18 protein-coding genes and 1 tRNA gene are annotated in these 21,540 nt (G+C 73.3%); 6 read left to right on the plus strand and 13 right to left on the minus strand.

What is annotated here, in order from left to right; genetic code table 11:
• The first annotated feature begins 10 nt into the window (after positions 1 to 10).
• Together QM788_RS12455 and QM788_RS12460 are read left to right on the plus strand one after the other, a co-directional pair.
• Positions 11 to 1,258 carry a heme biosynthesis HemY N-terminal domain-containing protein gene (locus QM788_RS12455; RefSeq protein WP_415661795.1) on the plus strand — a complete coding sequence of 416 codons (1,248 nt, stop codon included), beginning with the start codon at positions 11 to 13 and terminating at the stop codon, positions 1,256 to 1,258.
• Between the two features lie 125 nt (positions 1,259 to 1,383).
• Positions 1,384 to 1,460 (plus strand) — tRNA-Arg (locus QM788_RS12460).
• A gap of 132 nt (positions 1,461 to 1,592) precedes the next feature.
• On the opposite strand, the gene QM788_RS12465 is transcribed toward QM788_RS12460, so the two are convergent.
• The 13 genes from QM788_RS12465 to QM788_RS12525 form a co-directional block, all read right to left on the minus strand.
• Entirely contained in the window at positions 1,593 to 3,845 is a 2,253-nt protein-coding gene (locus QM788_RS12465; protein WP_415661796.1) for a hypothetical protein, read from the minus strand.
• A gap of 98 nt (positions 3,846 to 3,943) precedes the next feature.
• Positions 3,944 to 4,717 (minus strand): HpcH/HpaI aldolase family protein, encoded by a 774-nt coding sequence (locus QM788_RS12470; protein ID WP_415661797.1) that lies wholly within the window; start codon positions 4,715 to 4,717, stop codon positions 3,944 to 3,946.
• Positions 4,714 to 5,427, minus strand: coding sequence for an alpha/beta fold hydrolase (locus QM788_RS12475; protein WP_415661798.1), 714 nt, complete (start codon positions 5,425 to 5,427; stop codon positions 4,714 to 4,716). The genes QM788_RS12470 and QM788_RS12475 overlap by 4 nt, the downstream gene beginning before the upstream one ends.
• Positions 5,424 to 6,551: a hypothetical protein gene (locus QM788_RS12480; protein WP_415661799.1), complete on the minus strand. Its 1,128-nt coding sequence runs from the start codon at positions 6,549 to 6,551 to the stop codon at positions 5,424 to 5,426. Before QM788_RS12480 ends, QM788_RS12475 begins: the two co-directional genes overlap by 4 nt.
• A gap of 38 nt (positions 6,552 to 6,589) precedes the next feature.
• Positions 6,590 to 7,606, minus strand: coding sequence for a LacI family DNA-binding transcriptional regulator (locus tag QM788_RS12485; protein WP_415661800.1), 1,017 nt, complete (start codon positions 7,604 to 7,606; stop codon positions 6,590 to 6,592).
• Positions 7,607 to 7,644: 38 nt separating this feature from the next.
• Positions 7,645 to 8,409, minus strand: coding sequence for an SDR family NAD(P)-dependent oxidoreductase (locus QM788_RS12490; RefSeq protein WP_415661801.1), 765 nt, complete (start codon positions 8,407 to 8,409; stop codon positions 7,645 to 7,647).
• A gap of 14 nt (positions 8,410 to 8,423) precedes the next feature.
• Entirely contained in the window at positions 8,424 to 9,743 is a 1,320-nt protein-coding gene (gene hisD / locus QM788_RS12495; protein WP_415661802.1) for a histidinol dehydrogenase, read from the minus strand.
• Between the two features lie 76 nt (positions 9,744 to 9,819).
• Entirely contained in the window at positions 9,820 to 10,881 is a 1,062-nt protein-coding gene (locus tag QM788_RS12500) for an ester cyclase (RefSeq protein ID WP_415661803.1), read from the minus strand.
• A gap of 5 nt (positions 10,882 to 10,886) precedes the next feature.
• A complete protein-coding gene (locus QM788_RS12505) occupies positions 10,887 to 12,362 on the minus strand; it encodes an MFS transporter (RefSeq protein WP_415661804.1) in 1,476 nt (491 codons plus the stop codon).
• Between the two features lie 34 nt (positions 12,363 to 12,396).
• Positions 12,397 to 15,159 (minus strand): TonB-dependent receptor, encoded by a 2,763-nt coding sequence (locus QM788_RS12510; RefSeq protein ID WP_415661805.1) that lies wholly within the window; start codon positions 15,157 to 15,159, stop codon positions 12,397 to 12,399.
• A gap of 43 nt (positions 15,160 to 15,202) precedes the next feature.
• Entirely contained in the window at positions 15,203 to 15,904 is a 702-nt protein-coding gene (locus tag QM788_RS12515; RefSeq protein WP_415661806.1) for a hypothetical protein, read from the minus strand.
• Positions 15,901 to 17,004: an ester cyclase gene (locus QM788_RS12520; protein WP_415661807.1), complete on the minus strand. Its 1,104-nt coding sequence runs from the start codon at positions 17,002 to 17,004 to the stop codon at positions 15,901 to 15,903. The genes QM788_RS12515 and QM788_RS12520 overlap by 4 nt, the downstream gene beginning before the upstream one ends.
• A gap of 8 nt (positions 17,005 to 17,012) precedes the next feature.
• Entirely contained in the window at positions 17,013 to 18,110 is a 1,098-nt protein-coding gene (locus tag QM788_RS12525; RefSeq protein ID WP_415661808.1) for an ester cyclase, read from the minus strand.
• Between the two features lie 284 nt (positions 18,111 to 18,394).
• On the opposite strand from QM788_RS12525, the gene QM788_RS12530 reads away from it, so the two are divergent.
• Genes QM788_RS12530 through QM788_RS12545 form a run of 4 tightly spaced genes read left to right on the plus strand, consistent with a single transcriptional unit; the run spans position 18,395 to position 21,538 of the window.
• Positions 18,395 to 18,895 carry an Rrf2 family transcriptional regulator gene (locus QM788_RS12530; RefSeq protein WP_415661809.1) on the plus strand — a complete coding sequence of 167 codons (501 nt, stop codon included), beginning with the start codon at positions 18,395 to 18,397 and terminating at the stop codon, positions 18,893 to 18,895.
• A gap of 8 nt (positions 18,896 to 18,903) precedes the next feature.
• Positions 18,904 to 19,227, plus strand: a complete 324-nt coding sequence (locus QM788_RS12535; protein WP_415661810.1) for a metal-sulfur cluster assembly factor — start codon at positions 18,904 to 18,906, stop codon at positions 19,225 to 19,227.
• A 5-nt stretch (positions 19,228 to 19,232) separates the two neighbouring features.
• A complete protein-coding gene (locus QM788_RS12540) occupies positions 19,233 to 20,348 on the plus strand; it encodes a hypothetical protein (RefSeq protein WP_415661811.1) in 1,116 nt (371 codons plus the stop codon).
• Entirely contained in the window at positions 20,345 to 21,538 is a 1,194-nt protein-coding gene (locus QM788_RS12545; RefSeq protein ID WP_415661812.1) for an NnrS family protein, read from the plus strand. The genes QM788_RS12540 and QM788_RS12545 overlap by 4 nt, the downstream gene beginning before the upstream one ends.
• The last annotated feature ends 2 nt before the right edge of the window (positions 21,539 to 21,540 follow it).

Below are 21,540 nucleotides of genomic sequence, written 5' to 3' on the forward strand. Positions count from 1 at the left end.
GAGGCCGATCTTGCGCCTCGTCATCTGGCTGGTCCTGCTCTTCGCCGCGGCGGTCGTCGCGGCGCTCACGCTCGGGTCCAACGACGGCCTCGCCAGCTTCTACTGGAGCGGCTGGCGCGTGGACATCTCGCTCAACCTGTTCCTGCTGCTGCTGGTGGCGGGCTGCTTCGCGCTCGTCACCGCCATCCAGGCCGTCGAGGCACTGACCACGCTGCCCAGGCGCGCCCGCGAATGGCGCCTGGCCCAGCGCGAACGCAGCGCCCAGCTCGCGCTGCGCGAGGCGCTGGTCGAACTCTTCGGCGCCCGCTACAGCCGCGCGCAGAAGGCGGCGCAGAAGGCGCTCAGCATCCAGTCCGCCACGCCCGAGCTGGCGGCCGACCCCGCCTTCATGGCGCTGGCCCACCTGCTGGCCGCCGAAAGCGCCCACCGCCTGCAGGACCGCCGCCACCGCGACGACCAGCTGGCCCGCGCGCTGGACCCGGCCCAGCGTGCCGGCGGCGCCCGCGCGCAGGAAGACGGCGCCCGGCTGCTCGCCGCGCAATGGGCGCTGGACGACCGCGACGCTCCGCGCGCGCTGGCCGTGCTGGGCGAACTGGCCCCCGGCGTCGCCCGCCGCACGCAGGCCCTGCGGCTGCGCCTGCAGGCCTCGCGGCTGGCGCGGCAGCCGCTGGACGCGCTGCGCACCGCGCGCCTGCTCGCCAAGCACCAGGCCTTCTCGAAGGTTGCCGCGCAAGGCCTGCTGCGCTCGCTGGCGTTCGAGGCGCTGGACGGCGCCCGCGACGTCGACCAGCTGCGCACCGTCTGGCAGCAGCTGGACCCGGCCGACCGCCGCGACCCGCTGGTGGCCGCGCGCGCCGCGCACTGCGCCGGCCAGCTCGGCGCTCCCGACGACGGCCGCGGCTGGCTGCGCCCCTTCTTCGACGACGGCGCGGCGCTGCAGCCCGACGACCGCGCCGCGCTGGCGAACGCGCTCGTGCCCGTGCTGGCCGGCTGCGGCCCCGACTGGCTGCAGCGCCTGGAAGCCGCGCAGCAGCGCTTCCCGCGCGAACGCGCGCTCGCCTACGCGCTGGGCCATGCGCTGGCCGAGCGCCAGCTGTGGGGCAAGGCGCGGCTGATGCTCGAAGCCGTCGCCGACGACACGACCATGCCCGGCGCCGCACGCCGCCGCAGCTGGCTGGCGCTGGCGGCCCTGGCGGAGCAGGAGGGCGACGACGCCCGCCGTGCCCGCTGCTTCGAATCGGCCGCGCGCGTGCCCTGAGGGGCGCTCCGGGGCGGCAGGGCGGCCGTCCGCCGGCCTCCTCCCGGAGATTTCCGGAGATTTCTCAAAAAAATCGCCGAAGTCTTGCCGGGTACGGAAAAATCTGGCTATACTGTGAGGCTTCAGCGGCTGTAGCTCAGTTGGATAGAGTACTTGGCTACGAACCAAGGGGTCGTGGGTTCGAATCCTGCCAGCCGCGCCAGAAAAACAAGAAATGGATCAACGGGTTAGCCGCGAAAGCAGCTAGCCCGTTTTTTCTTGCCTGCGGGCGGCGTTGCCGCCGCTGGTTGCCGTTCGCGGGGGACGGAAGACGCACCGGCCGAGAGGGCAACCCTCACCGTTCGCAGCTGAACAGCGCGCTGCCCTGCGGCGGCAGGTCGATGCGGATCCGGGCTGCGCCGGTTGGCGGTGGCGGCACGTCGCCGCCCGCCGACTGCCAGCGGCAGGCCTGCCAGGCCGGCGGGAGCCTGAGGGACAGGTGGCGACGGCGGTCGGCGTCGTCGCGCAGCCCTTCTTCCAGGTTGCCGGCCAGCAGCCGCACGCCGCCGTCATGCCGGGTCCATGCCGCGACGGTGCCGGACTGCGCCACGTCGACCTCCGCTGCGCCGAAGGCCCCGGCCTTGGCGAGCTGGCCGTTGAGCGTGGCCGCGGCCACCGCGTAAGGGGTCGGATCGCCGTTGAGCAGGTCCTTCAGCGGCCGGTACCAGTAGTCGAAGAAGGGCACCGGGTCCCACAGCGCGAGGTTGCGCCTGCCGGCCTGGTCGAGCACCAGGCCGGCCGTTTCGCCGAAGCCGTAGACCACGGTGGCGTCGGGGGCCTTCAGGTGCGTGGCCGGCGGCGGTGCGTCGAAGGCTCCGGCATGGGCGAGATGGGCCGGCCAGGCGGCGCCGGGCGTCGCGCGCAGCATGCGGTCCTGTACCCGGGGCCGATGGGGCGTGCTCGACACGCCCAGCAGGCCGGACAGGGCCGGATGGGTGCCGGCCGCGACGGCGCCGAAGAAGGCCAGGGCCTGCCCCTGCCCGGCCAGCCGTTCGATGTCGGCCAGCTGGCCGGGCGGCAGGCCCGTGGTGGCGCCGAACACGAACAGGTCCGACCGCACCTGGGGCAGCCATTCGGCGCGCGTCGCGGACAGCAGCGGCAGCGGCCATTTGATGAGGGTGCCGAGCTGCTCGTCGAGCCGGTCGCGGGGGTCGAAGCCGGGGCCGATGCGGGCCAACTGCGCGGCCATGGCGTCGCGCGAGTAGACCAGCGTCGGCCCGGCGATGTCCGCCGTCTGCGCGGCGTCGGCGGCGGCCGCGTCCAGCTCGCCGCCGAGGAAGGCCACGTCCCGCTCGTCCAGCAGCGCTTCGCCGTGGTGGCCCCAGGAGATGTAGGCCCCGGCCGGCATGCGCAGGCCCCGGGGCGTCTTGACGCCGGCATGCGAATAGGCCCAGATGGCCCAGCGCAGCCGGGCCGGCGCGGTGTGGATGGTGTCCCAGCTCTCCCAGGCGTCGAAGGTCTCGATCAGCGGGTAGTGCCGCACCGGCGTGTCGGCCAGCACGGCGGCGTGCATCAGCAGCGTGGCGAGCTGGTAGGTCCAGCCCAGCAGCGGTGCGTTCCAGAAGGTCTGCTCGCGCACGCCGACCTCGCCCCAGGCGCCCGCCCAGGTCTGGTCCACGAAGATGTCGAGGTGGCCTTCGCGGGCGATGCGTTCGAGGTCGATGCCGTTGGCGCGCCAGTCGGCCGTGGCCGTCGCGGCGGTCGAGTACATCATGGTCAGCGTGTGCGGCGCGGCCTGCTTGACGCCGCGCAGCAGCGCGGCGAGCCCGGCGGTGTTGCGCTCGGCGGTGGCGGCATCGGGCAGGTAGGCGCCCCAGGGTCCGTAGCGGGTGTAGGCGCGCGGGAAGCTGAAGGAGTCCCGCAGCATCAGGCCGTCCAGCCCGCAGGCGCGGGCGACCGCGCCCCACTGGGCCGCGAACAGCGCGTGGACCGGCAGGCCTTCCGGGATGCCCTGCGGCAGCCCGCCCAGCGGCCGGGGGTCGGCGCGCAGCGCATTGGACGGGTCGAAGTGGCTGCTGGAGCCCAGCGCGCCCGGGGCCGTCTCGCCCCAGCGGGTGAAGGCCTCGGGGTGGCGCCGGACGAAGGGGATGGGCTCGCCATAGGCGTTGTCCGATCCGACCACGAAGGTGGCCACCTTGAAGTCGGCGATGCCTGCGCGGCGCGCGCGCTCCCGCATCGCGTCGCCGAGGCGGCGCAGGTCGCGGTAGGTCCAGCGGCCGTAGGCCACGGCGTGCGCGGCAGGCGGCGCGCCGCGGAAGCGCTCGCGCCAGGCGCGCTGGCGCTGCGCGGTGTCGCCGTCGAGCTGGCCGCGCAGCGAGTGGCCGATCTCCTGGCCGTGGGTGCCGGGCAGCGCGATCTGCTGCGCCGGGTCGCCGCCGTAGGAGAGGATGAAGTCCGCCGTCAGGCCGACGCTGAGCACGATGCCCCGGTGGCCCGAGACGCCCCGGTACAGCGGCGCGTAGCGGGCCCAGAAGCGGTCCGCGCTGGCCTGGACGTCGGCCGGGTCGAACCAGTAGAGGTCCATCTCCAGCCAGCGGTCCGTCTGCACCGGGGCAAGGGCCTGTGCCGCGGTGCCGGCACCAAGGCCGAGGCCAAGGGTGAGGGCGACGATGATCCGGCGCCAGGCCGCCGCCAGCGCACGCATGCTCAGCCCGCCGCGCGCAGCACCGCCAGGCGCCGCGCGATTTCCGCCTTCAGCCAGATGGCGTCGTGGCCCGGGACGACCAGTTGGAATCCCTGGGCCTGCATGGCGCGCGCCATCTCGGCGCTGCCGCACCAGATGCCGGCCACCTTGCCGGCGGCCGCGCAGGCCTGCTGGATGCGGCGGATGGCCGTCGCCAGCACCGGGTGCTCGTGGCTTGCGCCGGGGCCCAGGCCGAGGGCGATGCCCAGGTCGCTCGGGCCGATGAACAGGCCGTCGATCTGCGGCACGGCGGCGATCGCGTCCACCGCGTCCAGGCCAGCCTGGGTCTCGATCATCGCCAGCGCCAGGATGGCGGCGTTGGCCTGCTGCGGGTAGTCGGCGCCGCCCACCAGCAGGCCGCGCGCCGGGCCGAAGGAGCGGTCGCCCGCCGCGCCGTCCAGCGGGTAGCGGCAGGCGCGGCCGAAGGCCAGGGCTTCGGCCGCCGTGTTGACCAGCGGGCAGATCACGCCCCAGGCGCCGGCATCCAGCGCCCGGTTGATCTCGGCCAGGTTGTTCTGGCTGACGCGCACCAGCGGCACGGCGGGCGTGTGCGAGAGCGCCTGCAGCATGGCCAGCATCTGCGCGTGGCCGGCCATGCCGTGCTGGCAGTCGATCACCACGGCGTCGAAGCCGCTGCAGCCCGCCAGTTCCGCGGCGTAGGCGGAGTCCAGGCTGATCCAGCCGGCCACGGCGGTCCGTCCGGCGCGAAAGATGTCCAGCAGTCGATGGCTTGTCATCGGGCGTCCTCGTCGAGGGTGTGGAGGAAGCGGCGCAGGTGCTGCGCCGCCAGGTCCGGCTGCTGCATCGGGAACAGGTGCCCGGCGCCGGCCAGCGTGTGGTGCTCGGCCCGGCCGGGCGGCTCCACCAGGCGGGTGATCTCGTTGCCGTGCAGCGGCGGGCACAGCGCGTCGCGCTCGCCGCTGAGCACCAGCACGGGGCAGCGCAGCGGCCGCCGCGGCGCCAGCAGCCCGGTGCGCGCGCGGGCGTAGCCGAGCTGCCGCTCGAAGCGCTCCAGGCCGATGGCCTCGGCCTGCGCGGCCAGCGATGCGGTGATGGCGTCGTCGGCGCCGGCCTTCAGCCCGTAGGCCGGCGCGAGGTCGTCGCACACCAGCGCGGTCAGCCCGTCGAGCTGGGCCGTCGCCCATTGCGCGACCCGGCGGTCCTCGCGGGTGTCGCGGCCGGCGCGCGCGTTGCTGCCCAGCAGCACCAGGCCCGCGACCCGGTCCGGGTGGCGCTTGGCGAGGTGCAGCGCGACGATGCCGCCCAGCGAGTGCCCCAGCCACACGGCCGGCGCCGGGGCATGCGCGGCGAGGCGGTCCACCTCGTCTTCGAGGCTGGCGCAGTCGCCTAGCAGCAGGGTGGTCGCGGCCAGGCCGTCGAGCATCGCGGCCAGGCTGCGGCCGTCGAGCAGCGTGCCGGGCAGCGCGAACAGCGGCGCCGCGCTCACAGCGTCATCGCCGGGGGCAGCAGGCTCTTGCGCGCCAGCCGGCCTCCGGCGTCCAGGGTCAGGTCGGCCTGCTCGGCGGCGGCCTGCACGCCGGCGTCGAAGTGCGGCGTCTTGCGGCCATCGCCGTTGATGACGAGCAGCGCATGGGCGTCCTGCGTGCCGGTGTTGACGAACTGGCGCCAGCAGCCGGCCGGCATCGACAGCGTGTCCCACGGGCCGAGGTCGGCGCGCAGCGCGTCGGCGCCGCGGTTGAACGCCACCGACAGCGGGCCGTCCGCGTGCACCAGCACGGCGGCCTCGTCGAGCCGCAGCGGCGCGCTGCACTGGCCCGCAGGCACCTTGATCCACTCGACCGAGAAGCCCTGCGGTTCGCCGACGGCGGGGCGGTGCTCGCGGTGCTGGCTGATGCCCCAGCCGATCAGCGGCGCGACCTGCCAGCCGTGGCCGGCGATCGCGGTGTCCAGCGTCGCGGGCCGGAAGTCGCGCTGCGCGGGCCGCACGCAGCGCTGCAGCAGTTCCTCGGCCGTCCAGCGGCGCAGCGCGGCCACCTCGTCGGCCGGCATCAGCGGCAGCAGGCGGGCCTCGTCGGGCGGCGCGGCGCCGGCGGGCACGTCGATGAGCTGGTTGTCGCGGCCCAGGTAGAGGCCGGTGCTGCGCGCGCGGCGCAGCACGTCGGGGCTCCAGATGATGCCGCCGGTGTCGTCGCCGCCCAGCACCGTCATCAGGAAGCCGTGGCGGCTGCCGCAGTTGGAGAAGCCGCGGAACATCCAGGTCGGCATGCAGATGACGTCGCCCTCCTCGAGCACCGCCTCGCCCTCGTCGCCATCGGCGCCCCAGCGCAGCTTGAAGCGGCCCTCGCAGGCGATGAACACCTCCGCCGTGAAGTGCAGGTGCAGGCTGTTGGTGATGCCCGGGGCCATGCCCGCCGCGCCGATGTTGAAGCCGTGGGCCTCGCGCAGGTTGACGACCTGGCTGGGGTTCTGCGTCACGCCCGGGCCGACGATGGAATAGTTCTCCTTGGGCGTGCTGCCCGGCAGGCGCACGTCGACGAAGGCCTCGTCGCAGGAGACGTACTGGGCGCGCCGGATGTGGCGGCGGGCGAGTTCGGTGGCGGTCAGCATCATGGATACGGCTTGGGTTGAGGCCGGGAAGGCCGGAGCGGTCAGGAAGGGGGCAGCCTGGCGGACGTGCGCAGCACCAGGCGCGTGGGCACCACGACGTGGTCGCGCGTGACGGCGTCGTCGTCCAGCTGTTGCAGCAGCATGCGCACCGTTGCCTCGATCATGGGCGCGGCGCTTTGCTCGATGGTGGTCAGGCTGTAGGCGCCCCAGGCGGCCTGGGGCACGTTGTCGAAGCCGACCACCGAGACGTCCTGCGGCACGCGCAGCCCCAGCGCGCGCAGCGTGTCGATCGCCGCGAAGGCCATGTGGTCGCTGGCCACGAAGAGCGCGTCGGGTCGGTCGGCGCCGGCGGCCGGGCCGCCGAAGAGTTCCCGCGTGGCCTGTGCCGCGCGGTCGAATTCATAGTGGCCCACCGCCCGGGCCGCCACGCGCAGCCCGCGCTCGGCCAGGCCGGCGCGCAGGCCGGCCTCGCGGTCCTGGTTGGTGGACGAGTCCTCGGCGCCGGCCAGGTAGGCGATGCGCTGGTGGCCGCCGTCGGCCAGGAAATGCGCCACCGCCCGCCCGCCGCCGAAGTTGTCGGAGCTGACGGTGCTGATGCTGCCCTTGCTGCTGGCGCGGTTGAACATCACCACCGGGATGCGCGCGTCCGCCATCTGCTGCGCCAGGCCCGAGGACAGGTTGGTCGAGGCCATCACGATGCCGTCGACCTGGTAGCGCATCAGCTCCAGCAGCAGCTCGTCGGCGTCCTCGGTCTCGGTGATGAAGAGCAGGACGTGGTAGCCGTCCTTCTGCAGGCGCTGCGACAGCGTCTCGATGACGATGGGGTAGAACTGGTTCTGCAGGTTGGACAGCACCACGGCGATCATGCGGCTGCGCCGGGTGCTCAGCGTGCTGGCGATGGCGTTGGGCCGGTAGCCCAGCTTGCGCGCGGCCTCCAGCACGCGGGCGCGGGTCTGCGGCGCCACGCTGGCGCCGGGCGTGAAGGTGCGGCTGACGGCGGACTGCGACACCTCGGCGAGGCGCGCGACGTCGTTGGAAGTTACGTTGTGTTTGCTCACGGGAGGCGCCGGGCGGCGGGGTGGTCGGGGGGCGCTCATCATGAGGCCGTCCAGCCGCCGTCCACCATCAGGGCCGAGCCGGTGACCAGCGCGGCGGCGTCGCTGGCCAGGAACAGCACCGCGCCCATCACGTCCTCCACCCGGCCCACGCGCCCCAGCGGGATCTTGCCCAGCACCTGCTCGCGGAAGGCGGGCGTGGCCAGCCAGTCGCGGGTCAGCGGCGTCTCGATGAAGGTGGGGCAGACGGTGTTGACGCGCACGCCGTGCGGGCCGAGCTCCAGCGCCAGCGCCTTGCTCATGCCCTCCAGCGCGTGCTTGGTCATGCAGTAGATGCTGCGGCTGGCCGCGCCGACGTGGCCCATCTGCGAGGACATCTGCACGATGCTGCCCGGCAGGCCGGCCTGCTTGAGCCCGGCGGCCACGGCGCGGGCTACGAAGAACGCCGCCTTGGTGTTCAGCGCCAGCAGCAGGTCGACGTCGGCCTCGGTGACGTCCTCGAACGGCTTGGGGCGGTTGGTGCCGGCGTTGTTGACCAGCACCTGGAACGGCCCGTGCAGCGCGACGGCCCGGGCCACGGCGTCGGCGTCGGTCACGTCCAGCACCAGCGCATGGGCGCGGTCGCCGCGCTCGCGCAGCGCCTGCGCGGCGGCCTCCACCTCGTCGGCGCTGCGGGCGGCCAGCCACACCTCGGCACCGGCCTCCGCCAGCGCCGCCGCGCAGGCCAGGCCCAGGCCGCGGCCCGCGCCGGTGACGAGCGCGCGCCGGCCGTCCAGGCGCAGGCTGGGGGTGCGGGGCAGGGTCATGGCCGGGCTCCTGCTCAGTCCTGGGCCGCGACCGGCTCGTACCAGGCCAGGTCGGGCCGCTTGCCGTAGCGGCGCACGCGCAGGTTGGCCTGCTCGCCGTGGCCGGCGAAGTTCTCCATGTGGCACAGCCGCGAGCACACGGCGCCGATGGCGGCGCTCGCCTCGTCGGTCAGCACGCGCTGGTAGGTGCAGGTCTTGATGAACTTGCCCACCCACAGGCCGCCGGTGTAGCGGGCGTTCTTGTTGGTCGGCAGCGTGTGGTTGGTGCCGATGCACTTGTCGCCGAAGCTGACGTTGGTGCGCGGGCCGAGGAAGAGCGCGCCGTAGTTGGTCATGCGCTGCAGGAACCAGTCGGGGTCGCGGGTGAGCACCTGCACATGCTCGCTGGCGAGCTCGTCGGCCTGGGCCAGCATCTCCTCCTGGGTGTCGCAGACGATGACCTCGCCATGCGCCTCCCAGGCCTGGCGCGCGATGCCGGCGGTGGGCAGCCTGAGCAGCTGGCGCTCGACCTCCCGCATCGTGTCGCGCGCCAGCTGCTCGCTGGTGGTCAGCAGCACGGCGGGCGAGGTGGGGCCGTGCTCGGCCTGGCCCAGCAGGTCGACGGCGCACATCTCGCCGTCCACGCTGTCGTCGGCGATCAGCAGCGTCTCGGTCGGGCCGGCGAACAGGTCGATGCCGACGCGGCCGTACAGCTGCCGCTTGGCCTCGGCGACGAACATGTTGCCGGGGCCGACGATCATGTCCACCGCCTTCACGCTCTGCGTGCCCAGGGCCATCGCGGCCACGGCCTGCACGCCGCCCAGCACGAGGATCTGGTCGGCGCCGGCGAAGTGCATGGCCGCGACGATGGCCGGGTGCGGCGCGCCCTGGTAGGGCGGCGCGGTGGCGACGACGCGCGGCACGCCGGCCACCTTGGCCGTCAGCACGCTCATGTGCGCGGAGGCGATCAGCGGGTATTTGCCGCCCGGCACGTAGCAGCCCACCGCGTTGACGGGGATGTGCTTGTGGCCCAGCACGACGCCGGGCAGGGTCTCGACCTCGACGTCCTTCATCGAGTCGCGCTGCACCTGGGCGAAGCGGCGCACCTGCGCCTGGGCGAAGCGGATGTCCTCCAGCTCGCGCGGGCTGAGCTGCCTGACGGCGGCCTCGATGGCGGCCTGGGACAGCGTGAAGTCGGCCGGATCCCACTGGTCGAACTGCTGGGAGTAGCGGCGCACGGCGGCGTCGCCCTGGGCCTGGACATCCTTGAGGATGCCTTCGACGGTGTTGCGGACCTTGGCGTCGGCCTCGGCCAGGGCGGCGGCGCTGGCGCCGCGCTTCAGATGGCGGATCATGGGGTGCTCCTGGGGAAAACGGGGGAGGGCCGGACCGCGGCGGGTCGGCGGGGCGTGCGGGCGGTGCGGCGGAGGGTCATCCGGGCCACCGCTTCAGGCTGGGGTCGGCGATGTAGCGGAGGTCGTCGAGGACGTCCAGGCCGGCCTGATGGAGGATGTGCAGCAGGTCCATCATGACCCAGTTGTCGATGATCTTGCCGTCGCGGTCGGTGCGGTACCAGTCGGCCACGCGCATCTCGACGCGCTTGCCGGACGGCGCCAGGCCCAGCCACTGCCCGCCCAGGTGGGTGCCGTACAGCGAGGGCCAGCCGGCGGTGACGGCGAAGTGGCCGTCGCCCAGCCGGATGTAGTGGCCGTGCGCGTCCTCGGGGCCGGCGTGGTCGCGCACGATGCCTTCCCGGTCCGGGAAGGCCTGGATGAACAGCGCGCCGTGGTAGTCCAGGAAGCCGCGCTGCCCGCGGCTGCTGCCGATGCCGGCGGGGCCGTACCACATCATGTGCTTGTGCCAGTGCGGGCTGTGCTTGCTGCGCGTGGCGCCGAGGTCCTTCAGCTCGTCGCCCTTGGCCAGGCCGAGCTGCATCTCGCGGACGTGCTGCAGCGTCGTCGCGCCGAGTTCGAGGTCGATGCCTTCGGCCGTCGCGCCGCTGTCGCAGGGCGGGAAGGCCCAGGCCTCGGCCGAGCCGGGCATGCGGCGGAAGGGGTAGTAGCCGGCCTGGCGCATCAGGTCGGGGATGTCGAGCAGCACGTGGACCTTGGCGATGCGGCCCTCGCGGAACACCACGTTGAGGCCCAGCCGCAGCGAGCACAGGCCGTGCGTGGGCGGGATGCCCAGCCAGGGCCGGGCCAGGTTGCCCATCAGCACGCCCCAGGTGCTGACGCACTCGCGGCCCTCGTACTCGCCGGCCAGCATGAAGGCCATGCGGGCCTCCCAGTCGGGGAAGGCCTCGCGCAGCGGCGCCCAGAACGCGGCGCCGGCCGCCTCGATGCCGTGCAGCTCGTTGAAGGGGTGGAAGATGCGCCAGACGGCGTCGGGGTGGCAGAACGCCGCCAGGGTCTGGTCGATCGCCGTGCCGTCGGATTCGGACAGGCGGTACAGCAGCTCGGTCAGGCGGCGCTTGTTGTCGAGGTGGGGGCTCATGGGGGTCAGGGGGCGGAAGGGTTGGGGGTGGGCTGGGTGCCGGGGCCGGCCTGGCGCTTGCGGGCGTCGATGGCCGCGCGGGTGGCGTCGTGCGTGGAGCGGGTGACGTTGAGCATCCCGTAGAAGACGCAGGCCACCAGCCCCGGGATCACGGAGAGCACATAGGCGCCGGCCAGGCCCGTCAACACCGCCTCGGGCACCTGCCCGGGCGTGGCCTTGGCCGGGAAGGCCACCAGCGCCAGCACCCAGCCGGCCAGCGCGGTGCCGAGCGCCTGGTCGACGCGGGCGAAGAAGGTGCGCGTGGCGTACAGCGCGCCCTCCTGGCGCAGGCCGTACTTCAGCTCGTTCTCGTCGGCGATGTCGGCCAGCGCGGAGTAGATGGTCGTCGTCATGATGCTGTAGGGCGCGTGCTGCAGCAGCGAGAAGGCGATCAGGATGGCCAGCAGCCCGGGCGTCTGCGCCGACAGCAGGCCGAAGTAGCCCAGCGCCAGCGGCAGCGCCGGGCCGATGCAGTAGACGAGCAGCGCGGCCATGCCGGTCCAGCGCTTCTCGAAGCGCTGGTGCAGCCGCGTGACGACGCAGGAGCCGAACAGGTAGCCGCACAGGCTGCCGATCGAGAAGAACGCCAGCTCGTCGTTGCGCAGCTGCCAGAAGTAGGTGCTGGTGTAGATCCACAGCCCGCCGCGGACGCCGGTCATCAGCGACAGGAAGAAAAAGCCCACCAGCAGCACCAGGTAGTTGCGGTTGCGCAGCACGCGGCCGATGTCGCGCATCCATTCGCCGGCGCTGAAGCCGGGCGTGCCGACCGCCGGCTGCACCAGGTGGGGAATGCGTTTGCGCGTGACGGCGCTGGAGATGAACAGGCAGGCGCCGACGATGGCGGCGATGGCCACCGAGAACAGCGGCCAGCGCGCGGGGTCCAGCGCGCCGTTGGGGAAGGCCTCGGTCGCGCGGAAGAACACCAGGAAGCACAGCTGCCAGCCGACCGTGTCGCCCACCCACAGGAAGAAGGTGTTGACGCTCATGATGCTGGAGCGCTCCAGGTAGTCCTCCGACATCTCGCCGCCCAGCGCCAGGTGCGGCGTGTGGAAGACGGTCATGGCCTGCAGCAGCAGCACGTTCAGCACCGCCAGCCAGACCAGCTGGCCGGTCGCGCCCAGCCCGGCCGGCGGGTTGAACAGGCCCCAGAACAGCAGGGCCGCCGGCAGGATGGACGCGAACATGAACGGGTGGCGCCGCCCCCAGCGCGAGCGCGTGCGGTCCGACCAGGAGCCGATCAGCGGGTCGAACACCGCGTTGGCCGCCAGCCCGAGGGCCAGCGCGATGCCGATGGCGGCCGGGTCCAGCCCGCGCACCTGGTTGTAGAACAGCATCAGGAAGGCGCTGGTCGTCGTGATGACGATGGCTTCGGCCGAGCTGCCGAGGCCGAACGCCCACTTCATGCGCCAGCTCACCGGGGGGCGTGCGGGGGAGGAGGTCATCGCGCCGCGTCGTCAGGGCCTCGGGGCGCCGGGCTCAGAAGCGGAAGCCGGCGTTGATGCCGTAGGTCCGCGGCGGCGCGTAGTTCACCAGCAGCGCGCGGTGGTTGGTGTAGGAGGCGCGCGTGATGATGGCCTTGTCCTCCACGTTGTTGACGTAGAGCTGCACGTGGAAGTCGCGGTCCGCGCTGCGGTAGGTCAGGCGCAGGTCGGTCTTGGTGTAGGACGGGTTGTTGCCGTAGTCCGGCGTCAGGTCGGTCAGGATGTAGCCGGAGTTGTAGTAGGCCTGCACCTCGGGCGTCAGCGTGCCGGCGTTGCCCAGCGGGATGTCGTAGGACAGACCGACCTGGAAGGTCTGCTTGGGCGAGAAGGCCTTCTTCGACGTGTACTTCGTGCCATCGCGGCCGGTGCCGGCGATCACGTAGCGGTACTGCGGCACGCCGCCGGTGACCACGGGCGCGCCGCTCGCGTCCACCACCGGGACGAAGCGGTTCGCGTCGGTGCGCGAGTTCGGGAAGGGCGTGCCCTGCACCGTGTTGGCCTCGCCGCTCGCGGCGTCGCAGCTCGGCGTGATGCCGCAGAAGCTGGCCGCGCCGCCGAAGTTGAAGGTGTTGACGGCGTAGTCGATCTGCTTGGCGTTCAGCCAGTTGTAGGCCAGCGTGGCGCGCAGGTTGCGGGTGGGCCGCAGCACGGCCTCCAGGTCCAGGCCGTAGGCGCGGTCCTTGCCGATGTTCTGCACCAGCGCGATGACGCTGGTCAGCGGCGAGTTGGGGTTGGGGATGGAGGTCTGCGCGTGCAGGTCGCGGTAGTCGTTGACGAAGGCCGCGGCGTTCAGCGTCAGCATCCGGTCGAAGAAGCTGTTCTTCGACCCGACCTCGAAGGCCTTGACCTTCTCCGGTGCGAACGGCAGCAGCGTGGGCACGCCGTTGATGCTCACCGGCCCGGTGTTGAAGCCGCCCGCGTGGACGCCGGTGGAATAGCTGGCGTAGACCATCTGGTCGGCGTTGAGCTTGTAGTCCGCCGCCAGCCGGTAGGTGTCGTAGCTGTAGGCGTTGTTGGCGCAGATGAAGTTGTAGGCCTGGCTCACCGCGGTGGCCGACGCGGACACGGACGCCGCGTTCGCCGCCACGTAGCTGCCGCAGCGGTAGTCCACCGGGTCGTCCATGCTGTGCGCGAAGTAGGCGCCGGGGCCGGTGGCGGCGGTGTTGAAGCGCGTGGCCAGCACGGTCTTCTCGTCGCGGGTGTGGCGCAGTCCGGCCGTCAGCGTCAGCTTGTCGAACAGCGTGTACGAGAGCTGGCCGTAGGCCGCCAGCGAGCGGGTCTTCTGCTGCTGGGCGCCGAAGCTGTCGTAGGCGGCCCGCTGGTCGAAGCCGGTGCCCGAGGCCGCATAGGTGAAGCCGAAGGGGTAGTACTGCTGGCCGGCCGGCGCGGTCGCGGTGACGTAGCCGCGGTTGACGTTGGTGACGCCGCGGTCGCGGGCCGTGTCGTTGAAGTAGTAGCCGCCGACGATCCACTGCAGCGGGCTCTTCTCGTCGTTGGACAGCAGCTGGAATTCCTGCGTGAAGGTCCGCGTGGCGGTCTGCGCGTAGGAGTAGTTCAGCAGCACGGGCGTCAGGCTGCCGCCGGTGCGGACGATGTCGAAGTCGGTGTAGCTGCTGATCGAGCGCAGCCGCACCGGCCCGACGTCGTAGTTGACGGTGGCGCCGTACTGCTGCTGCCGGCCCTTGCGGAAGACCTCGCCCGCGTAGTCCACCGTGTAGGGGTCGGCCAGCGTCGGGATGCCGATGTCGGCGCCGGCCACGTCGGCGATGCCGTCGCGGTAGCGGGTGTCGATGGGCATGCCCACGCCGGTCCAGCTGTTGCCGTTGAAGCCGTTGGGCAGTTCGTAGGTGGCGCCGCCGTGGGTCAGCGATTCGCCGGGCTTGCGGATCAGGCCGGGGTCCACCAGCGTGCCGAGGATCTTGTAGCCGAAGCCGCCCAGGCCCTCGCCGCCGAGGTCCAGGTAGGAGCCGCGCAGCAGCACCTCCAGCTCGGGGCGGGCTGCGGGCGCGATGCGCAGCGTGGCGCGGACGAACTTCTGCGACTCGCCACCCAGGTCGTTGCCGGTGCCGATGTTCTTCACGTAGCCGCTGGCGTCTTCCGCCAGGCCGGCGAAGCGCACCGCCACGCCCTCGGAGATCGGCACGTTGACATGGCCCTCGGCGCGCTTGCGGCCGAAGTTGCCGAAGCCGAGGTCCAGGCCGCCCTCGAAGTGGTCCGTGGGCTCGGCGGAGTGGAAGACGATGTTGCCGCCGAAACTGTTGCGGCCGTAGAGCGTGCCCTGCGGGCCCTTCTGCACCTCGACCCGCGCCAGGTCGACGATGGGCGGCACCTGGCTGGTGCGCGACTGGTAGATGTCGTCGACGTAGATGCCGAAGCGCGGGTCGCCGTTGGCCGCGACGTTCTCGGTGTAGGTGCCGCGCATGGCCGGGCGCAGGTCGGAGCCGGAGCGGCCCATGCGCAGCCCGGGGATGAGCTGCTCCAGCCGGTCGGCGCTGGTCACGTTGGCGTTCTTGATCTGGGCGCCGGAGAGCGCCGAGATCGACAGCGGCACCGCCTGCAGCGGCTCGGCGCGGCGCTGCGCCGTGACGACGATGCGCTCCAGGCTGGCGGGCTCGTCGGGCGCCGCCCGCGGCGCGCTGGCGGCCGCTTGCGGAGGGGCCACGGTCTGCGCCGCCAGCGGCAGCGCGAAGCTGGTCGAGACCAGGGCGGCCAGGGTGGTCAGATGCAGGGGCGGCTGGCGTCGGATGTGGGTCGGCATGGCTTGCTCTCTTCGAGGGCTGGCGGTGGAAGACGCGTGGGCGTCAGAACAGGACCGGCGCTGGCGCGGGCCAGGGCTCGGACACGGCGAGTCGGCGGTGGAGCAGGGCGCCGTCGGCGCCGATGCGGCCCGCCGCCACGGCCCAGCGGCGGTGGGCCAGGCGCGGCACGCCGGGGGCCAGCACGCGCAGCGTGTACAGCGCCGCGAAGGCGTCGCCGCTGCCGAAGGCGCGCACGACGACCGCGCGGCTACTGCTGGCCGCCGCCGGCTCGCCCACGGCCAGCAGCGCGGCGGGCGCGCCGGCCAGCACCTGGGGCCAGGCCGAGGCGTCCAGGCCGGGGTGGTCCTGCGGGTCGCCGGTGCAGGCGCTGCGGTCCTGGCTCAGGAAGTCGTCGCTGGCCACCGGCACGGCCGGCTCGGCCACGGCGTCGGCGGCCACCGGGCCGGCCACCCACAGGCGGGCGAGCACGCCGTCCGCCACGTCGGCGAACACGCCGATGGCGCGCCCGTCCGGCCCCGCGTCCAGCACCATCAGCGCGCCGGGCGCGGCCAGCACATGGGGCGTGGCCGACAGCGCCAGCGGATGGCGGGCGAACAGGTCCAGCGCATCGGTGCGGCCGAAGGTCTCGTGGCCCCAGGCCTGCACGGTCAGCGTGTTCGCCAGCGGTGCCGCAGCGCCGGGCAGGCCGCGCAGCAGCGCGCCCAGTTCGGCCAGCAGCCGCGGCGTGGTGTCGGTGGTGTTCATGTCGGTTCTCCCGGGGCGACGGCGCCCAGGCCGCCCAGCACCTGGCGCAGCACGGCCAGTTCGTCGAAAACGGTCTGGTCGCGCACGATGCGGCCATCGCGCAGCACGTAGTGGCTGCTGCCGGCGACCAGGATCTCGCGCCCGCTGGCCGCGCCCCAGCCGCCCTGGCTGGCGTGCACGCCGCAGCCGGCCCAGCGCAGCGCGACGGCCACTTCGCCGTTGGGCAGCGGCCGCGCGGCCCAGTGCTCGACGTTGAAGTGGAAGTCGTGCAGCTGGGCGCGCAGCTGCACCAGGCAGCCGATCAGGTAGCCGCGCCCCCAGCCCCGGCGGCCGGTCGGCCAGCACACCTCGACGCTGGGCGAGACGGCCGCGGCGGCGGCCTCGCCGTACAGGTCGTCGACCCAGGCCGCGCGCAGCATGCGCATCGGCCCTTCGGCCGGGTGCCCGGCCTCGGGCCAGGCCTGCCGGGCCGCGCGCACCCGGTCCATCCATTGCCGGCGCCAGGCGTGGCGCTGCGGATCACCGGCCTGGTCGGCCTCGGCCTGGGCCAGCGCCACGGCATGCGGCGAATGCCCCATCTGCAGCGCCGCGCGGGCGTTGTCGCGGAACAGCCATTCCTCGACGATCAGGTTCTCCCGCACCAGGCAGTCGGCCACGGTCGTGGCCATCTGCGCCGCGCCGCTGGCGGCGCCGTACAGCGCGTCGCTGCCTTCCAGCGTCGAGCGGCTGGTGATGCGGTGCGACGAATAGAACAGCGCCGGGGCGTCTTCGCTCCAGATCACGTCCTCGGCGATCACCTGGCGGTCGGCGTAGGCCGCCAGCGCGCCCAGCGTGCCCTGCACGACGGATTCGCGGCCGCGGCTGGGGCCGGCCAGCGTGTGCATGACCACGTCGTCCGCGTAGTGGGTGCGGCACAGGCCGATGTCCTTCTGCTCCCAGATGCGGTGGGTGCAGCGGACGATGTAGTCGACGAAGTCGGCGTACACGTCCTCGAAGCCGGCCAGCGGCTGCTGGCGCGGGCGAGGCGCCAGCAGGTCGCCGATGGTGCGGCCGGCGGGCGAGCGCACCTGGGGGTGCTGGTTCCAGGGGGCGGATGTCATGGGCGTGCTCATGCGCGGTAGATGCCGGCGAGGGCACCGATTTCGTCGAAAACCATCCAGTGCTCGACCACCTGGGCGCCGGCCAGGCGCAGGTGGCTCATGCCGTTCAGCAGCACCGGCTTGTGGGCGGGGCAGTCGCCGAACAGCGCGCCGGGCTGGCTGCTGCCTTCCAGGCGCCAGCGCACGGCGACGATGACGCCGTCGGTCTCTTCCGACCAGCTCACCTTGTCGACCTGCATCAGCGCGTCGGGCATGGCGCCGAGCACCAGCAGCATCAGCGCCTGCTGGTTGCGCAGGCCCTCGGCGACGCGGCCGCCGCCCGCGTGGCAGACGGAGTCGGTGCTGAAGTAGTGGCCCAGGCGGTCGAGGCGGCGCTGGTTCCAGAGCTGGTCGAACATCACGCGCACCCAGCTCTCCACGCCGTCGTCGCCGGCCTGCAGCGCGGGCCGCGGCGCCTGCCCGAGCAGCGCGGTGGGGCTGGAATGCACGCGCTGGGCGCCGGGTTGGGCGTCGGCGATGCGGCGGGCCACGACGTGCGGGTCCAGGCCCAGCTGCCGGACGGCGGCGCCGTTGTCGCGCACCAGCCATTCGGTGTGGACGAAGTTGCCGCGCGTCACGCAGTCCGCGACGAAGTGAACGCCGATGCGCCGGCCGGTGGCCGGCCCCCAGTTCGACGCGCCCAGGTTGGTGGAGCGGCTGTAGCCCAGGTGGGAGGTGTAGAAGCCCTGCGCGTCGTCGCCGTCCCAGGCCACGTTCAGGTGGTGCAGCTCGCCGTCCGGAAAGCCGTTCAGCGTCGCCACCGTCGAGGCCACCACCTCCTGCACCGAGCGCACCACGCCGTAGGGCGAGTAGATCGTGCAGGCGTGGTCGTAGGTCTCGTAGATGCGGCCCACGGCGCGGTCGACCCAGATCTCCTCGGTGATGCGGACGATGAAGTCGACGATGTCGGCATAGCCCTCGTCGAAGCCCGCCATCTCCTGCAGCCGCGCCGGCTTGGGGGCCCGCAGGGCCAGCGGGTCGACCTGGCGGATGCGGGTGACGGCCGGGCGGGGCGGCAGCCTGAACGGCAGGCCCGCGTGATTCGCGTTCGGTTTGATCTGCGTCATGAAGCCACGATACAAGCGGTGTTGCATGCGTATGCATAGTGGAATCCCTGAGTGGAACGCAAATGGCTTTCGGGCTTGTATTGCCGAAGCAATCGCTGTTACAGCCTGGTTCGGCGCACCTGCAAGGTGCCTCTCATCTATCTTGTTGCAATCGTATGCAATGCGGACGGAGGCGGCGGGTATCGCGGCGTTCGCGCCCCGGCTTGACGGGCATCAAGTCCCCGCGCCGCGCCGCTCCGCAAAATACCTGCATCAGAAATGCAGGTTAAGGAGCTGCCCATGGCATGGCCCGTCCCTTCCAGGAAACGCCCGGGGCCGGCGCGCGCGAGGCGGGCATGAGGCTCACCGCGTTCACCGACTACAGCCTGCGCGTGCTGATCTTCCTGGCCGCCGAGCCGGACCGGCGGGCGACGGTGGGCGAGATCGGCGCGGCCTTCGGCGTGAAGCTCAACCACCTGGCCAAGGTCGTGCATCACCTCGGCCGCTGCGGCTGGGTGGCGACGGCGCGCGGCAAGGGCGGCGGCCTGACGCTGGCGCGGCCGGCGGCGCAGATCCGCATCGGCGACGTCGTGCGCGACACCGAGGGGCAGGCGCTGCCGGCCGAGTGCTTCGCGGCCGAGGGCGGCCAGTGCGCCCTCGACGGGCACTGCCGGCTCCAGGGCGTGCTGGCGGAGGCCGTGGCGGCCTTCCAGGCGGTGCTGGACGGCTACACGCTGGCCGACATCACCACGCGCCGGCAGGTGCTGGCCCGCGTGCTGCGGCTGCCCGCGGAGGCCGGGGGATGACGGCGGCCATGCCCTATCCCTACGACGGGCCGGAGGCGCTGCGCGGCCCGGTGCTGGCGGCGCTGCGGCGCGTGGTCGACCCGGAGGTGGCGCTGTCCATCGTCGACATCGGCCTGGTCTACGGCGTGTCGGTGGCGCAGGACCGCGTGCGGGTGCGGATGACGATGACCTCGGCCGCCTGTCCGGTGGCCGACCTGGTCGCCGCCGACGTGCAGGCGGAACTGGCGCCGGTGCTGCCGGCCGGCATGGGCGTGGACGTCGAGCTGGTGTGGGAGCCGGCCTGGACGGCCGAGCGCATGAGCGACACGGCCCGGGCCTTCATGGGATGGTGAGCCGGATGCCGCGCGCCCGCTCCATCCTGGTCCGGTTCGTCCTCGCACCGGCCGTGCTGGCGGCGCTGGCGGCGGGCATCGCCGGCGGCCTGCTGCGCGCGGGCGTGGCGCTGCCGGCGGGCGGCGCCTGGCTGGGGGCCGCGGTGTCCGCGCATGCCTTCCTGGTGATCTGCGCGTTCATGGGCACGGTCATCGGCGCCGAGCGGGCCGTGGCGGTGAAGCGCTGGCCGGCCTGGCTGCCGCCGCTGGCGTCCGGTGCCGCCGGCCTCGTGCTGCTCGCGGGCCGGCCGGCCGGGGCGGCCTGGCTGGCGGTGGGCGCGTCGCTGGGCTTCGTCGGCGTGAACCTCGTCGTGCTCGGGCGGCAGGCGGCGCTGCACACCGCGCTGCTGCTCGCGGCGGCGCTGGCCTGGGCGGCGGGCTGCCTGCTGCATGCGCTGGCCGTGCTGCCGGGGGCGGTGGTGCCGCTGTGGTTCTGCTTCCTGACGCTCACCATCGCGGCGGAGCGGCTGGAGATGACCCGGCTGATGCGCCGCCGCCAGGCCGCCGCGCCGGCGCTGGCCGGCATCCTCGCGGCGATGGTGCTGGGGGCGGCGCTGTCCGGCGTGCAGGGCGGGTTGGGCGGCCTGCTCTACGGGCTGTCGCTGGCGGCGCTGGCCGCCTGGCTGCTGGCCTTCGACATCGCGCGCCGCACGCTGCGCGCGCAGGGCCTGAGCCGCTACATGGCCGTGTGCCTGCTGCTGGGCTATGCGTGGCTGTTCGCCGCCGGCCTGGCCTGGGGTGGCGCGGCGCTGGGCCTGCCGCTGCGGGACGCGGCGCTGCATGCGCTGGCGCTCGGCTTCGTGTTCAGCATGATGCTGGGCCACGCGCCGGTGATCCTGCCGGCCGTGGCGCGCGTGAAGCTGCGCTTCGGCCGCGCGTTCTACCTGCCGCTGGCGCTGCTGCAGGCCTCGCTGGCGCTGCGGCTGCTGGGCGGCGGCGTCGATGCCCGGCTGCTGGCCGCCGGTGCGCTGGGCAACGCGGCGGCCATCGCGGCCTTCGCGCTGACCGTGGCCGGCGCCGCGCTGGCCTGGCGCTTCGGGCGCGCCGCGCCCCGTCCTGCCCCTGCGGAGAACGACACATGACTTCCCCCCTGCTGAACATCGGCGAGCCGCCCCGGCCCGCCCCCGGCGGCTTCGCGCTGTTCGCGCTCGGCTTCCGGCCGTTCTACCTGCTGGCCAGCGTCTTCGCGGCGCTGTCCGTGCCGCTGTGGGCGCTGCAGTTCTCCGGGCTGCTGGGCCATGCCTACCTGGCCGGCGCGATCTGGCATGCGCACGAGATGCTGTTCGGCTTCACGCTGGCGGTGATCGTCGGCTTCCTGTTCACGGCGGGCCGCAACTGGACCGGCCTGCCCACGCCCACCGGCTGGCCGCTGGCCGCGCTGGCCGGCCTGTGGCTGGCCGCGCGGGTACTGGTGCTGACGCCGCATGCGGTGGCGGCGGCGGTGGCGAACGTCGCCTTCCCGCTGGCCGCCGCGCTGGGCCTGGCCGTGCCGTTCCTGCGGGCGAAGAACCGCCGCAACTACTTCTTCATCGCGCTGCTGGTGGCGTTCGCGGCGGCCGCGGGCTGGGTGCATCTGGCGCAGCTGGGCGTGCTGGCGGCGCCGGGCTGGCCGGGCGTGCAGCTGGCGCTGGACGCGGTGCTGTTCATCCTGGCCGTGATGGGCGGGCGCGTCATCCCGATGTTCACGAACAACGGCCTGCCCGGCGCGGGCGCCGCGCGCCATCCGCAGGTCGAGCGGGCGGCGCTCGGCGGCGTGCTGGCGCTGGCGGCCTGCGACCTGCTCGGGCTGCGCGGCGGGCCGGCGATGGCCGTCGCGCTCGCGGCCTGCGTGGCCCATGCCTGGCGCTGGCTGCTGTGGCGGCCGTGGAAGAGCCTGCCGGTGCCGCTGCTGTGGGTGCTTCACCTGGCCTACCTGTGGGTGCCGGTGCACCTGCTGCTGCGCGGGCTGGCCGAGCGGGGCTGGGTGATGCCGTCGCTGGCCACGCATGCGCTGACCGTCGGCGCCGTCGGCGGGCTGGTGATCGGCATGATGACCCGCACGGCCCGGGGCCACACCGGGCGGCCGCTGAAGGCGGACGGCTTCGAGGTCGCCTGCTACGGGCTGGTCGCGCTGGCGGCGCTGGTGCGCGTGGTGCTGCCGCTGCCGTGGCCGGGGCTGTTCGTCCCCGCCACCGTGGTGTCCAGCCTGCTGTGGTCGGCGGGCTTCGGGCTCTATGCTGTGCGCTACTGGCCGGTGCTGTCGCGGCCGCGCATCGACGGCCGCCCGGGCTGAAT

The sequence above is a fragment of the Roseateles sp. genome, from assembly GCF_047654785.1.
Classification (GTDB): Bacteria; Pseudomonadota; Gammaproteobacteria; order Burkholderiales; family Burkholderiaceae_C; genus Pelomonas.